Genomic DNA, 14,984 nt, shown 5'->3' on the forward strand with positions numbered 1-14,984 from the left:
CGAATTGGCTCTCGCCGGGCGCGTCGTCGGCGGCAGGTGCGAGGATGCTCGCAGCACGGATGCAGTGGGGAGCGTGTGCGGGGCCCCGCGCGACGTGGTGACCTGTACGTGCCGAAGCGCCCGTGCACGGTGGGGGAAGCCGCAGCGGCCCGCTGTCCCACCGCGCCACCAGGGGCAGGAAGGGACCGTTGACGGCGATGCAGATCAGGCTGACCGTCCTCGGGCCGCTCAGCGGCCACACCGCGCACGCCACACGTGCCTGCGACGTCCTGGTGACCGCACCCGCGGGCACCGCCCTCGCCAGTGTGACCAGCGGGCTCGCGGCGGTCGTCGCCGCGGCGGGCTGTGACCTCGGCAGCGGCTCGGCCGTCGTCTACGCGGGCAACGAGCGGCTCGACCCCCAGCGCTGCGCGCTCGGCGAACCACCCCTGATCGACGGCGCCGTCCTGTCGCTGTGCGCCCCGGCCGATCCCGAGCGGCACGCGGGCGTGCTGCTCTCCGGCGCCCAGGAGGCCGCGACCCGGCTGCACGTCGTCTCGGGGCCGGACGCGGGCGGGGTGCACCTGCTGCACGGCGGCGAGGTCAGCGTCGGCCGCTCCACCGCGGCGGACGTACCGCTCGACGACCCCGACGTCTCCCGGCTGCACTGCGCCGTCACCCTGTCCGACGACGGCACGGTCCTCCTCCGCGACCTCGGGTCCACCAACGGCACCACCCTCTCCGGTGAACCGGTGGGGGAACAGCCGGTCCCGTTCCCGTCCGGCGCGCTGCTGCGGGTCGGCGAGTCCGTGCTCGGCCTGTACGGCACGGACGCCGCGTCCCCCAGCGTGCTCCCGGCCGCGCCCGACGGCGAGGGGCATCTGCGGGTCGGCGTCGTGGAGGCGCCCCACGGCCCCCTGGGCGCGCCCGTGCCGGGGCCGTGGCTGGGCGGGCCCGGCGGCCCGCCGCCCGCGCCGCCGGGGACCGGTGCCACCTCGGTCGGCACGGCCGTCCTCGGCACCGAGGGCGCCACGCACCCCCTCCTCGACAGCCCCGACAGCCCCGTCACCCACGGCGGCCGCGGCATCCCCCTGGCCGCCCCCGACGGGCCCGTCCCGGCTCCCGAAGCCGCGGAGGACACCCGCAGGCGCAACCGCGGCATAAGCGCGTGGGCCCGGCGGCTCACCGGCGGACGCGGCGCGGTCACCCGCCCGATCACCACGGACGAGTGGAACGGCGACGACGCGGTCGAGCGCGCCGGCGCCGAATCGGCGGCCCTCAGGGAGCGCTGGCCGGACCCCGCGAGCGTGCTGCTGACGGTCCTCGGGCCCGGCCCGCGCCTGTGGGAACGCGGCCCGGACCACCCCGACCTGCTGACCGTCCGGCTGGGCACCGCCGACCGCCACACCGCCGACGGCAGCGCGCCGCTCACCTCCGTGCCCGTGACGGTCGGGCTGCGGCAGGCCGGTTCGCTCGGGCTGGCCGGGCCCCGGGGGCGGCTGGCCGGGCTGACCCGCTCCGTGCTCGCGCAGCTTGCCGCCCTGCACTCCCCCGCGGCCCTGGAGTTCGTCCTCATCAGCGCCGACCGCTCACGCACGCCGGAGGAGCGGCTCGCGGAGTGGTCCTGGCTGAGCTGGCTGCCGCAGCTGCGCCCGGTGCGCGGGCAGGACTGCCGGCTGCTGGTCGCCTACGACCGCGAGCAGGCCGTGGCCCGTACCGCCGAGCTCGTGCGCCGCCTGGACGAGGGCCCGCTGGGGCCGCACTGGGCGTCCGCTCCCCCGGCGGCCGTCGCCGCGGCGGCGGAGCGCCACACCGGCGCGTACACGGTCCTGATCGTGGACGGCGACCCCGGGTCCGCGGACCTCCGCGAGACGGTCTCCCGGCTGGCCACGAACGGCCGCGCGGCGGGCATCCACCTCATCTGCCTGGCCGACGCCCCGGCCACCACGCCCGCCTCCCCCGTCTCCGCCACGCTGGCCACGGCGCGCACCGCCGCGCCCGCGTTCCCGTACTGCGGCGTGGTGGCACTGCTGAGCGGCGACGTGGCGACGGTGGTGCAAGTCATCCACCGGGCGACGGTCACCGCGGCGGACGAGGGCGGCGCCCCGGGCACCGCGGTGGAGCAGTTCCCCGCGGCAGGCCGCCCCGACCCGTACGGCCTGCACCAGGACGCGCGCGCCGACGCCACCGCGCCGGGCGGCGCCCTGACGGCGTACGAGGGCCACGGCCCGCAGCCCGTCGGCACCGCCGTGGTCGCGGCGGTCGACGCCGTGTCCGGGGCGTGGGCCGAACGGTTCGCGCGGGCCCTCGCGCCCCTGCGCGTGGCGGACACCGGCACGCAGGACGGGCAGGCCGGACGGGTGGTGGCCGCGCTGCCGCGGACCGCCCGGCTGCTGGACGAGCTGGGCCTCGCCCGCGCCACCCCCGCGTCCCTGACGGCCCGTTGGGCGGCGGCCACGGACCGCGGCAACCGGCCGGGAGGCCGTGCCGTGGCCGTGCTCGGCGCCGGTCCGCACGGCCCGCTCGCCGTGGACCTGGCGGCCGACGGGCCGCACCTGCTCGTGGAAGGCGGGCCGGGCAGCGGCAAGACCGAGCTGCTGCGCTCGCTCGCCGCGTCGCTCGCGGCCGCCGACCGGCCCGACCGGCTCTCGCTGGTGCTGGTCGACGGCGCGGGCGCGGAGCGCGGCGAGGGCCTGCGGCTGTGCACGGACCTGCCGCACGTGTCGACGTACCTCGCGGCCGCCGACCCCATGCGGATGCGGGAGTTCGCGCAGGCGCTCAGTTCGGAGCTGAAGCGGCGTGCCGAGCTGCTGGGGCAGCTCGACTTCAACGCGTGGCACGCGCAGCGGTCCGCGCCCGCCCCGCAGGTCGTCGCGCCCCGGCGCCCGGCGGACGCGGCCTCCGGCGACCTCGACCCGGCCCCGAGCGGCACCCTCAAGCTGCGCACCCAGAAGGACGGCGGCGGGCGCACCGCGGAGACGGCCCTGCCGCGCCTCGTCGTCCTCGTGGACGACTTCGACGCGCTGGTCGCGCCCGCGCTGGGCAGCACCGGCCGCCCGGCCGCCGGTTCGGTCGTCCGGGCCCTGGAGGCCGTCGCGCGGGACGGCGAGCGGCTGGGGGTGCACCTGGTGGCCGCGTCCGGCCGCCCGGACCGCACGGCCGACACGGCGGCGGTCGAACGCGCCGGGCTGCGCGCGACGCTGGAGATCGCGCCGCCCTCCGGCGACGGCGCGTCCGGCGACGGCGGTTCGGGCGGGCCCGCGCCGGGCCGCGGCCGGCTGATGCGTCCGGACGACGACGCCACGACGCCGTTCCAGGCGGGCCGGGTCACCGGCCGTATCCCGCGTACGGCGACGCTCCGGCCGACGGTCGTACCGCTGGACTGGCAGCGCATGGGCGACCCGCCGACCCGGCGTCCGCTGCGCGAGCTGGGCAACGGCCCGACGGACCTCGCGCTGCTCGCCAGCGCTCTCCAGCGCGCGGCGCAGTCGGCGGGTGCGGAGGCCGCGCCACCGCTCCTCTGAGTCCCCGGGCTTTCGTATGACGGCCCATCACAGCCCTGTCACGATCGGTCAGTTGTCGCCGGAGACGGTATTGCGGCAGCTCGTGACGGGGCGTAGGACTGTCGCACGGGGAGACGGTGCCGCGTGCGGCGCGGGCCGTCGGCGGGGAGCTGTACGGGAGGGGCGGCAATGCGCACATCGCTTCGTACGGCGCGCGGGGCGCGCGGATTACTGGCACTGGTCGCGGCGGGGGCGCTGGCCTTGACCGCGGCCGCCTGCGGCAGCGGCGGCAAGAGCGACGACAAGCCGTCCCCCGGCAGAAGCGGCGGTTCCGACGCGATCCCGCAGACCGTGCAACTCCCCAAGCTGAACGGGCAGAAGCTCAAGGTCACGGCCGTGTGGACGGGTGCCGAGCAGAAGAACTTCACCAAGGTGCTGGACGAGTTCTCCAAGCGGACGGGCGCCGAGGTCGCGTTCGTGCCGAGCGGTGACGACATGGCGTCCTTCGTCGGCTCGAAGATCGCGGGCGGCGATCCGCCGGATGTGGCGCTGCTCCAACAGCCGGGTGTGCTCAACGAGTTCGCGCAGAAGGGCTGGCTCAAGCCGCTCGGCGGCGAGGTCACCGCGCAGCTGAACAAGAACTTCGCCAAGGGCTGGCAGGACCTCGGCTCGCACGACGGCAAGCAGTACGGCGTCTACTTCAAGGCCAGCAACAAGTCCCTGGTCTGGTACAACACCAAGATCTTCGAAGCGGCGGGGGCCAAGGAGCCGAAGACCTGGCCGGACTTCCTGCACACCGCCCAGGTGATCGCCGACTACGGCATCCCCCCGGTGTCGGTCGCGGGCGCGGACGGCTGGACGCTCACCGACTGGTTCGAGAACATCTACCTCTCCCAGGCGGGCCAGGAGAAGTACGACCAGCTCACCAAGCACGCCATCAAGTGGACCGACCCGTCCGTGAAGGACGCGCTGACGACCCTCGGGCAGCTCTTCGGGAAGAAGGATCTGCTGGCGGGCGGCAACGGCGGGGCGCTCAACACCCAGTTCCCGGACTCGGTGACCCAGACCTTCGTCGGCGGCGACAAGGCGAAGGCCGCCATGGTCTTCGAGGGCGACTTCGCGGCCGCCAACATCACCGGGGCGAACGCCGCGATCGGCAAGGACGCCAAGGTCTTCCCGTTCCCGGCCACGGGCGCCAAGCCGCCGGTGGTGACCGGTGGCGACGTGGGCGTGGCGCTCAAGGACGGCCAGGCGCCGCAGGCCCTGCTGACCTTCCTCGCCTCCACCGACGCGGCGTGGATCTGGGCGCACCAGGGCGGCTTCATCTCCGCCAACAAGAACCTGGACCTCGCCGCCTACCCCGACGACGCGCAGCGCTCCATCGCCAAGTCCCTGGTGGCGGCGGGCGACGACTTCCGCTTCGACATGTCCGACCAGGCCCCGGCCTCCTTCGGCGCCAAGCCGGGCCAGGGCGAGTGGAAGGACCTCCAGGACTTCCTGAAGAACCCGGGCGATGTGACGGGTACCCAGGCGCGGCTGGAGTCCGACGCGGCCAAGGCGTTCAAGAACTGACGGGAGCCCCATGTCGACCGCGACAGCAGGGGGCGCCGCGGCCCCGGCGTCCGTACCGCCTCCGACTCCGAAGAAGCCCAGGGGTGTGCTGGGCACCAGGCCATGGGTGGCGGCCGCGTTCCTGCTGCCCGCGCTGGCCCTGCTCGGCGCGCTCGTCGTCTATCCGATCGGCTATTCCGTCTGGCGCAGCCTCTTCGACGCCTCCGGCCATGGCTTCGTGGGGGCGGACAACTACCACACGGTCTTCACCGACGAGCGGATCCGCACGGCGCTGAAGAACAACGTCATCTGGGTGATCGTCGCCCCGTCCGTCGCCACCGCGCTGGGGCTGATCTTCGCGGTGCTCACCGAACGGGTGCGCTGGGGAACGGCGTTCAAGCTGGTCGTCTTCATGCCGATGGCGATCTCCATGCTCGCCGCGGGCATCATCTTCCGGCTGGTGTACGAGCAGAACCCGGACCGGGGGGTGGCGAACGCCGTGTGGGTGGGCATCCACGACACGTTCACCGAGCCCGCCCCGTTCCCCGGCGCGCACCCCGTGAACGACAAGCTGCTCACGGCGAGCGGCGGGGCGTTCACCACCCGGTCGGTGGTCAAGGCGGGCACCCCGGCGGCGCTGCCGCTGGTGGGGGCGAGGCCGGACGACCTCAAGGGCGCCAAGGACGCCATCCCGGCGCGGGGCGTGGCCGGGAAGGTGACCGGCACCGTGTGGATGGACTTCACCCGGGGCGGCGGCGGTCACCCGGGCCTGATCGACCCCGGTGAGAAGGCGCTCGCCGGGGTGAGGGTCGAGGCGGTCAAGGACGGTACGACCGTGGCGTCGGCCACGACGGAGGCCGACGGCACCTTCACCCTGCCCGCGGTGGCGGACGGCGCGCGGCTGCGGCTGCCCGCCACGAACTTCGCCACGCACTACAACGGCATCGACTGGCTGGGCCCTTCGCTGGTCACGCCGTCGATCATCGGCGCGTACGTCTGGATGTGGGCGGGCTTCGCGATGGTGCTCATCGCGGCGGGGCTCGCGAGCGTGCCGCGGGAACTGCTGGAGGCGGCGCGGGTGGACGGCGCGAACGAGTGGCAGGTCTTCCGCCGGGTGACGGTGCCGCTGCTGGCCCCTGTCCTGGTGGTCGTCCTCATCACCCTGATGATCAACGTGCTGAAGATCTTCGACCTCGTCTACATCATCGCGCCGGGCGCGAGCCTGGACAAGGCGAACGTCCTGGCCCTCCAGCTGTACCAGTCGTCGTTCGGCACGGACGTCAACCAGGGGGTGGGCAGCGCCATCGCGGTCTTCCTGCTGGTGCTCGTGCTGCCGGTGATGCTGGTGAATATCCGCCGGATGCGGAAGGAGCGGCAGCAGCGATGACCACGGTGGACACGGCCGTACGGGCGAAGCAGTCACTGCCGGCCCGGATCGCGGCACGCCTCGGCGGGGGCGCCGTACGGCTCTTCCTGATCGTCGTCGGCCTGTTCTGGCTGACGCCGACGGTGGGGCTGCTGCTCTCCTCGCTGCGGAACAAGACGGACATCGCCTCCTCAGGCTGGTGGAAGGTCTTCGCCCACCCGGCGCAGCTCACCACCGAGAGCTACAGCAACCTCTTCCACAACGACACGGTGATGCGGTCGCTGCTGACCACCGCGCTGATCACGGTGCCCGCGACGGCGCTGGTGATCCTGATCGGCGCGCTGGCCGGCTATGCCTTCGCATGGCTGGACTTCCCGGGCCGCGACTGGTGGTTCATGGCCGTGGTGGGGCTGCTGGTGGTGCCGGTGCAGGTGGCGCTGATCCCGGTCGCCAAGCTCTTCAACACGCTGGGCATCTTCGAGAGCACACCGGGCGTGGTGCTCTTCCACACGGCCTTCGGGCTGCCGTTCGCGGTGTTCCTGCTGCGCAACTTCTTCGCGGAGATCCCCCGCGAACTGCTGGAGGCGGCCCGGCTGGACGGCGCGGGCGAACTACGGCTGTTCACCCGGGTGGTACTGCCCCTGGGCGGCCCGGCCATCGCGTCGCTGGGCATCTTCCAGTTCCTGTGGGTGTGGAACGACATGCTGATCGCACTGATCTTCGCGGACAGCGGCCACCCACCGATCACGGTCGCGCTCCAGCAGCAGGTGCGCCAATTCGGCGACAACATCGACATCCTCGCATCGGGCGCCTTCCTCTCGATGGTCGTACCGCTCGCGGTGTTCTTCGCCTTCCAACGGCAGTTCGTGAGCGGGGTGATGGCGGGGGCGGTGAAGTAAACCGGGCCGGGCCGGGTCGGACCCGACCGGGCCGGAGGCCCGGGGAACCGGGGGTTCGGGCCCGGGTCCGGGGCTCGGGGAGCGGGTCCGGGTCCGGGTCCAGGGCTCGGGGTCCGGGTCCAAGGCTCGGGGAGCGGAGGGCCCAGTGGTCCGGGGAGCCGGGGCCCAGGGGGCTGGGCGAGCGGGGCCGGGGTGCGGGGAACCAGGGCCCGGCATCTGGGGATTGGGCGCTCCCGGGCCGGGGCCCGGTGCGCGGGGCTGGAGCACTGGCCGTGGAGCGCCAGCCGCGGAGGGCAGGGCCGGGGCCCGTGCTCGGGCTATGGCACGGGGGCTTGGGGCCAGGGGCCCGGAGCGCCCGGGGGTACGCGCCTGTGGATGCGGCGCCGCTCTCGCGGCGCGAGCGGCATCCTCACTCGCGGCGTACATATCGCGTGACGGAACCGCCGCGTACGAACACCGAGGACTCCTCCCGGTAGAGCCTGTCGAGCTCGACGGTCTTGGCGAACTCGGCACGCTGCCCCCGGAACCAGCGGGTGCCGACGGTGTTGGTGTCGGCGACCACCCACACCCGCGCGGCCGCCGGGAGCCGGGCCAGTCGGGCGCGCAGCTCCCCGACGGTGACCTCCTCGCCGAAGAGGGTGCCGGAGGCTGCGGGCGACCTCTTGAGAGTGAGGTCATGGAGCCCGGTGAAGTCCCGCGGATAGGCAAGGGCGACACGGCGTTCGTACAGGGGGAGGAAGAGCACCGCGTCGCCCGGCCTGGCCAGCCGCCCGGCCAGGGTGGCCACCGGGGCGAGCGAGTCGCCCCGGCTGGTGGGGAGCCGCTCGCGCTCCTGCTGGGGGAGCTGCCACAGGAAGGCCGCCGCGACGGCGAGGACCCCGGCCAGCGCCACGGCCCGCCGCCACGGGAGCAGTCCGAGGAGCCGGTCGGCCCCGGCGGCGGCGAGCAGGGGCACTCCGGCGAGGCAGAACAGCAGATAGCGGTCGAGGAAGAGCGGCTGGTACTGGGCGGCGGCATAGAGGAGCACGGGCGGGACGACCGCGAGCGGCAGCGCGACGGCGTTCAGATGGAGACGGCCGGAGCGGGGCGCCGGAGCGGCCAGGGCCACGGCGATCAGCAGCAGCGTGCCGGCGAGGGCCAGGTCGCGAGGGCCCGCGAAGGCCCTCAACAGGGCTTCCGCCTCGGCCGGTCCGGGCGTCCTGATCCAGGAGACCTGGGCGCTCTGCCCGTGCGAGACGACGGCCAGCGGGGCGAGCGCCGCGCACGCGGCGGCGGCCGCGGCGCCCCAGGCGCGCCAGGTCCGCGCGGGCGTCCGGGAGACGAGCAGGGTCAGGACGTGTGCCGCCAGCAGCAGGATCGCGAACTCGTGCAGCAGCGCGGTGACCGCCACCGCCGCGCCGTAGCCGGCCCACCGGCCGCGGCCGCCGTCCTCGACGGCCCGGACCAGCAGCCATGTCGCCAGCGCGGCGCCCGCGGCGACCAGGGCGTAGGACCGGCCTTCCTGCGCGTAGTGGCTGACGAAGGGGGTGGTGGCGTAGAGCAGCCCGGCCCACAGGCCGACGCGGGGGCGGGCGAGCCGACTGCCGATCGCGCCGACGAGTCCGGCGGTGGCCGCCGCGGCGGCCACGGAGGGCAGCCGCAGCGCGATCTCGTCGGCGCGCACGGCGAGCACCGCGTGCATCAACAGGTAGTAGAGGCCGTGGACGGCGTCGATCGAGCCGAGCAGCCGCCACATCTCCGGCAGCGACCGGCGCGCCACCTGGAAGGTGGCGCTCTCGTCCCGCCACATCGTGCCGCGGTCGAGCCCCCACAGGCCGATGCCGAGCATGAGGGCGGCGGGGAGGAACACCGCGATGCGACGGACGGCGCGCCATGGGTGGCGGACCGGCGCGGGCGCGACCGGCGCCTCCCGGACCTCCCCGGTCCGCCTTGTCAGCACTGTCCTCATCCCGGCCCCCTCTGGTCCTGTGTGCCGTCCCGGTGCGTGCCCGGCCGCTGGTCACGATGTTTCCGCCATCCGGCCGTGCCCGTGCCGGGAAATCCACAGGTCGACACCGTTTGTGAGTAAAGATGACTTTTATGGAGGTGGATGCCGACGACGCCGTGGAGCCCTCCGTCCAGGCGCCCGTGGTCCCGCAGGTAGGCGTGATCGTCATCGGCTTCGACGACGCCGACCGGATCGGCGACGCCGTGCGGTCGGCCCTTGCCCAGGGCCCGGCCGTGACCGAGGTCATCGCCGTGGACGACGCGTCCACCGACCGCACGGGCCGCGTGCTCGACGAACTGGCCGCCCGCGAGCCGCGCTTGCGGGTCATCCACCGGCCGGTCAACAGCGGCGGCTGCGGCGCCCCGCGCAACGACGGCGTACGGGCCGCCACCACGCCCTATGTGATGTTCCTGGACAGCGACGACACACTTCCCGACGGCGCGGCGGAGGCCCTGCTGCGGGCCGCCCTGCGGCACCACGCGCCGGTGGCGGCGGGCCTGTGCGTGCGCCGCGAACTCCCCCACGGCCGGGAGACCCGCTGGCAGCCCGGCCTCTACCGGCGGGCGGCCGTCCGCCCGCCCGCGGACCGCCCGGCGCTGCTGCACGACACGCTCTGCGTCAACAAGCTCTATTCGCGCGCCTTTCTCACCGAGCACGCCATCGCCTTCCCCGAAGGCCCCTTCATCTACGAGGACTTCGTCTTCACCGCACGGGTGCTGGCGGCCGCGCCCCGCGTCGCGACCGTGCCCGACACGGTCTACATCTGGCATGTGCGGCGCGACGGCGCACCCTCGATCTCCCTGGACCGCGAGCGCATCGCCAACTGGCAGGCGCGGGTCCGCGCCCACCGCCGGAGCGTGGACGTCTTCCTCGACGCGGGCCACGAGACGCTGGCCCGCGCGGCGCGGGTGAAGTTCCTCGACCACGACCTGCGGATGTACGTCCGGGAGCTGCCCTCCCGCAGCGCGGGTTACCGGCACGCGTGGTGGCGGGTCACCCGCGGATATCTCGCCACGTACGAGGAGGCGGAGCTGCGCGCCGCCCGCGCCCCGGCCCGGTGGATCGCCCGGGTCGTGCTGGCCTCGGAGGCGCCGCGCGATCTCACCCGGCTGTCCCAGCTCGCCGCCCGTCCGGCCCGGCTGCTGCCGCCGTACGCGGAGCACGACGGAGTCCCGGTGTGGGCGCGGGACCTCCCGGGCGCGCTCCTGGACGGCATCACGGACCCGGCAGCCCTGCCGGCCAACCGGCTCCCCGTGACAGTGGACGCCGAACTGCGGCCACTGCGTGGCGAATTGCGGCTGCGCGTGCACGACCTCTATGGACGGCTGGCCGCCGACCCCCCGCGCACGGCCGACGTCGAGCTGAGCCACCGGAACGGCACGACGGCCCTCCGCTGCAGCGTCCCCCTGGCCGGGGGCCCGCCCTGGACCGCACGGCTGCCGGTCGCCCTCGCCCGGCTCGCCGGGCTGGGCGTCCGCGACGGCGCGGGCGCCGCGCCCCAGTCCTGGGACATCCGCGTGCGGCTGCACCTCACGACGGGCGGCGCCTTCCGCACCTCCGTGCACGCCGCGGGCCGCGGTCTGCGCCGGATTCCCCTGCCCAGCCTGCGCTTCGGCCTGCTGCTGACACACCCCTACGCCACGGCCACCGGCTCGCTCGCCGTCCGCCTGGCCCCGGGCGTCCGCGCCGCGACGGCCGTGGCCGTGCGCAGGCTGCGCGCTCACCGCTGACACCGCAGCCCCCTCACCGGTCGATCTCCGCGAACAAGGCCTCCCAGCGGTCCAAGACCTCGGGCAGCCGCAGCGGCGCGACGTGCTCCCGCGCGGCCCGCCCGTATCGCGAGCGCAGCTCCCCGTCGCGCATCAGTTCCCCGAGGGCCGCGGCGAACGCCGCCGTCTCCCCCGCGGGCACCAGCGTCCCCGTACGTCCGTGGTCGACCAACTCCCGTACGCCGCCGGAGAGGTCGAAGCTCACGCAGGGCACCCCGGCGGCGGACGCCTCCGCCAGGGCCATGGGCCGCCCCTCCCGCTCGCTGGTGAGGGCGACCAGGGAAAGCTCCCGATAGGCGGCAGCCATGTCCCGCACGGCGCCGCGGAAGCGCACCCGGTCGGTGATTCCCAGTTCCTCGGCCCTGGCCCGCAGCCCGGTCTCCTGCGGGCCGTCGCCGAAGAAGTGCAGCTCCCAGCCCGGCACTTCGGCGCGGGCCGCGGCGAACGCTTCGAGGAGCCGGTCCAACCGCTTGACCTCCTCCAGCCGGCCGACGGCGCCGACCCGCCGGGTGTCCAAGGGGGCGGGCGCCCCGGGCTCGAAGGGCAGCGGGTTGGGCATGACGGCCGTGTTGGGCAGCCGTCTCCGGCGGAACTCCGCGGCGTCCGGCTCGCTGAGGAACAGGGCCTTCTCCAGCGCCGGGTAGTGCCGCAGGATCAGCTGGAGGTTCTCGGTGACGCAGGCCTGGTGGAAGGACTCGTGGTACTGCCCGATGCCCTTGAGGTGCCGCCGGTCCACCGTGTCCAGCCAGTCGGCCGCCCAGGGCGAGCCGATGATCACGAAGCCTTCCCGGGCCCGGCCGAAGCGGGCGGCGAGCCGTGCGCGGGCCCGGTCGCGGTCCCGGCGCGCGGCGTGGGCGGCCCGCAGCCGGGAGGGGCTCAACCGCTCCCCGACGGAGGCGGCCCGCAGGGGCGGTGCGGCCGGTGAACGATGGAGGGTGGTGTGCCGGTAGGCGGGGTCGGCGACGTGGACGTGGGGTTCGGCGCTGGGCCGGATACCGATGAGGTCCACGCGGTGCCCGCGCTCGGCGAATCCCTGGGCGAGGGTGTGCAGGACCCGCTGGGAGCCGCCCATGGAGTCGACGTCGATGCCCACGAGGAAGAGGTCGCGCGGCCTCATGGCCCGTCACCCCCCGGTGTGCCGCCCTCGAAGAACAGCTTGACCACGTTCGCGCCCGCCCGTCCGTCCTCGTAGGGGTTGAAGCGCCGCCGGAACCGCTCGTAGGCCCCGGCCCACTCCTGCCGCACCGCGTCCAGGTCCGCCAGCGCGGCGGCCAGCGCGTCCACCGTGCCGAGCACCGGCCCGGGGGCGATCTCCGCCAGCTCGTAGTACGTGCCGCGCCCCAGGGAGCGGTAGTCGGCGTAGTCGTCGGCATAGAAGAGGATGGGCCGCTCCAGGTTCGCGTAGTCGAACATCACCGAGGAGTAGTCCGTGAGCAGCGCGTCGGAGGCGAGCAGTAGGTCGTTCACGTCCGTGAACTCCCGTCCGTCGCGCACCGCGTGGCCCAGCTCGCGGGGGACGGTGAAGCGCTCGTAGTAGTGCGGGCGGACGACGATCGTCCACGCGTCGCGGGTGCGCCGGACGAGCGCGGCCAGGTCCACCCGGACGGACTCCCCGCTGCCGCGCGCTCCGTCGCGGAAGGTGGGCGCGTACAGCAGCACCTTGCGCCCTTCGGGGATCTGGAGCCGTTCGCGGGTGGCGGCGGCGCGGGCGCGCTGCTCGGGCTCGTGGCGGCGGACGAGCGGGTCGTTGCGGGGCAGGCCGGTGCGGATCAGCTCGCCGGTGTAGCCGTTGGCGCGTACGAAGGTCTTCTCGAACTCCTCGCTCGGGGCGATGAGGGCGTCCCAGCGGGCGACGATCTCGCGGTGCCGGCGGCGCCGTTCGGGGCTCGCGAGCCGCAGCGCGGGCACGTCGAAGCCCATGTGCTTGAAGGCCTGCCCGTGCCAGGTCTGGAGGTAGCGGGTGCCGGGCCGTTTGCCGTAGGCCATGGGGAAGCCGTGCGTGTCGACCCAGTAGCGGGCCCGGGCGACGGTGCGGACGTACTCCCAGCTGCCGCGCCTGACCAGCTGGGCGCCTTCGGGGAAGGAGGCGCGGCTGCCCGCGTACGACCAGACGGCGCGCAGCGGGAGCCCCTTGCGGAGGAGTTCTTCATGGATGTGGCGGGGGCTGTCGGTGTAGCCGCGGCCCTCCAGGGCCTCGAAGACGACGAGTTCACCGTCGATGGGGAGCTTCTGCAGCTCGTGGTACGTGAGCTCCTTGGCGCGGGGCCCGGTGACGCGGCGGGTCAGCTGGTGGAGGCGGCGGTGGACCGGCCCGAGGCGGGGGGCGGCGGCCTCGGCGCGGCCGAGGACTCCCGTGCGTTCCCAGGTGAGTTCGAGCCGTCCGGCGCCCTGCCGCTCGCAGCCGGCCCGCAGCCGGTGCCGAGGGAGGTCGACGGCGGGCGGGCCGAGGTCGACGGGTGCCAGCACGGGGTCGGTGCGGGTGAGACCCAGCCGTTCGAGGACGACCACGGGGTGGCGGCGGCCCCGGAACCCCTTGGCGCCGAGGGGGATCAGCCGCGGGTCGAGCGCGATCAGCGCGGTGCGCGGCCGGTCCGGGTCCGTGGGGGCGGGGTCGTAGCGGAAGGGCAGGGTGAGCGGGTCGGCGGTGGTGGCGACACGGAGCTCGGCGGTGACCGGGCCGGCGTCGTGGAGCAGCCGAGCGGGGTCGTAGGTGTGCAGGCGAATCCTCAGCACGGGGCCGTCGGAGGCGATCCCCGCCACCTCGTGCCGCAGGGGTCCGGTGGTGAACGGCTGCTCGTCCAGGCGCCATTCGGTGATGTCGAGCGCGGCGGCGGCCTCGGGGTCGGCCGGGGGGACGGACCCCCAGTAGGTGCGCCCGGCGTGCCGTACGGCGTGGCGCGGGGCGAGGTGGGGGCGGTCGAGCGTACGGGCGCAGTCGGCGGCCTCCGCGAACCGGCCGACGCTCAGGAGGTACTGGCAGATCCGCTGTTCGCGGGGCAGCGTCGCGTGCGCCTCGGGGGCGAGGGTGCGCAGGTAGGGCGCCATGGTGGCGGCGAACTCGGCGGCCCAGCGCCGGTCGCGGAAGGGGAGGTCGCCGAGGTGGAGGCGGACGTCGTGGCGGAGGAACTTCTCGTCCTTCGCCCTTCTGAGGTCGGTGTTGCCGGTCCGGGCGAGGAAGGTGTCGACGAGGCGGGCGACGGTGACGCGGTCCGCCACGCTCTCGATGCGGTGTCTGCGCGCGGTGATGGACGGGTTGGCGGGGTCGGCGGCCAGCCGCCAGGTGTAGACCGGCCAGGGGACGACGGCGAAGCGGCGGGCGAGGGTGAGGGCGCGGGCGGTGAACAGGGAGTCCTCGTAGTGCACGCCTTCGGGGAAGCGCAGGCCGTGCCGGGCGAGGAAGTCGGCGCGGTAGAGCTTGTTGGTGGACAGGGCGTCCAGGTAGTACTCGGGAGCGGCACGGATGCCGTCGACGACCTTGGTGTCGGTGAAGAGGTCGGGGTACCAGAGGCCGGTGGTGCCGGTCTCCTCGAAGAGCCGGGTGACCTCGCCGGTGACGAGGTCGGCGCCGGTCTCCTCGGCGGCGAGCAGCAGGGATTTGCAGGCGTGGTACGGCAGTTCGTCGTCGCTGTCGAGGAACATCAGGTGGGGTGCGCGGGCGATGTCGATGCCCGCGTTGCGCGGGGCGCCGCAGCCGCCGCTGTTGGCGGGCAGCCGCAGGCAGCGCACCCGTGGGTCGGTTTCGGCGAGCCGCCGGGCGACGGCGAAGGTGTCGTCGGTCGAACAGTCGTCGACGACGATCACTTCGAGGGAGTGCAGGGACTGCCCGAGCACGGACCGCACGGCGCGCGGCAGTCGGGCGGCGTCGTTGTAGGCGATCACCACGACACCGACATCCGGGGCCCCGTGGGCGGGCCTGCGCTCAGTGGTCAC

The 14,984-nt window shown here is 74.5% G+C and carries 8 protein-coding genes; 5 read left to right on the top strand and 3 right to left on the bottom strand.

Annotated elements, in window-relative coordinates:
• Positions 1–197: 197 nt before the first annotated feature.
• The 4 genes from ACWD4A_RS10425 to ACWD4A_RS10440 all read left to right on the top strand — a co-directional run bounded on the left by ACWD4A_RS10425 (position 198) and on the right by ACWD4A_RS10440 (position 7,298).
• Positions 198–3,503, top strand: coding sequence for an FtsK/SpoIIIE domain-containing protein (locus ACWD4A_RS10425; RefSeq protein ID WP_451191981.1), 3,306 nt, complete (start codon positions 198–200; stop codon positions 3,501–3,503).
• Between the two features lie 168 nt (positions 3,504–3,671).
• Positions 3,672–5,054 (top strand): ABC transporter substrate-binding protein, encoded by a 1,383-nt coding sequence (locus ACWD4A_RS10430; RefSeq protein ID WP_451191983.1) that lies wholly within the window; start codon positions 3,672–3,674, stop codon positions 5,052–5,054.
• A 10-nt stretch (positions 5,055–5,064) separates the two neighbouring features.
• On the top strand, positions 5,065–6,420 hold the full coding sequence (locus ACWD4A_RS10435) for an ABC transporter permease subunit (RefSeq protein ID WP_451191985.1): 1,356 nt from the start codon (positions 5,065–5,067) through the stop codon (positions 6,418–6,420).
• Positions 6,417–7,298: a carbohydrate ABC transporter permease gene (locus ACWD4A_RS10440; RefSeq protein WP_451191986.1), complete on the top strand. Its 882-nt coding sequence runs from the start codon at positions 6,417–6,419 to the stop codon at positions 7,296–7,298. Before ACWD4A_RS10435 ends, ACWD4A_RS10440 begins: the two co-directional genes overlap by 4 nt.
• A 409-nt stretch (positions 7,299–7,707) precedes the next feature.
• On the opposite strand, the gene ACWD4A_RS10445 is transcribed toward ACWD4A_RS10440, so the two are convergent.
• A complete protein-coding gene (locus ACWD4A_RS10445; RefSeq protein WP_451191988.1) occupies positions 7,708–9,246 on the bottom strand; it encodes a glycosyltransferase family 39 protein in 1,539 nt (512 codons plus the stop codon).
• 131 nt (positions 9,247–9,377) lie between these two features.
• On the opposite strand from ACWD4A_RS10445, the gene ACWD4A_RS10450 reads away from it, so the two are divergent.
• Positions 9,378–11,015 (top strand): glycosyltransferase, encoded by a 1,638-nt coding sequence (locus ACWD4A_RS10450; protein ID WP_451191989.1) that lies wholly within the window; start codon positions 9,378–9,380, stop codon positions 11,013–11,015.
• A 13-nt stretch (positions 11,016–11,028) separates the two neighbouring features.
• Here ACWD4A_RS10450 and ACWD4A_RS10455 read toward each other — a convergent pair whose 3' ends face one another.
• Positions 11,029–12,171 (bottom strand): glycosyltransferase, encoded by a 1,143-nt coding sequence (locus ACWD4A_RS10455; protein ID WP_451191991.1) that lies wholly within the window; start codon positions 12,169–12,171, stop codon positions 11,029–11,031.
• Positions 12,168–14,984: a bifunctional glycosyltransferase/CDP-glycerol:glycerophosphate glycerophosphotransferase gene (locus ACWD4A_RS10460; RefSeq protein ID WP_451191992.1), complete on the bottom strand. Its 2,817-nt coding sequence runs from the start codon at positions 14,982–14,984 to the stop codon at positions 12,168–12,170. Before ACWD4A_RS10460 ends, ACWD4A_RS10455 begins: the two co-directional genes overlap by 4 nt.

The sequence above is a fragment of the Streptomyces sp. NPDC002537 genome, from assembly GCF_053594975.1.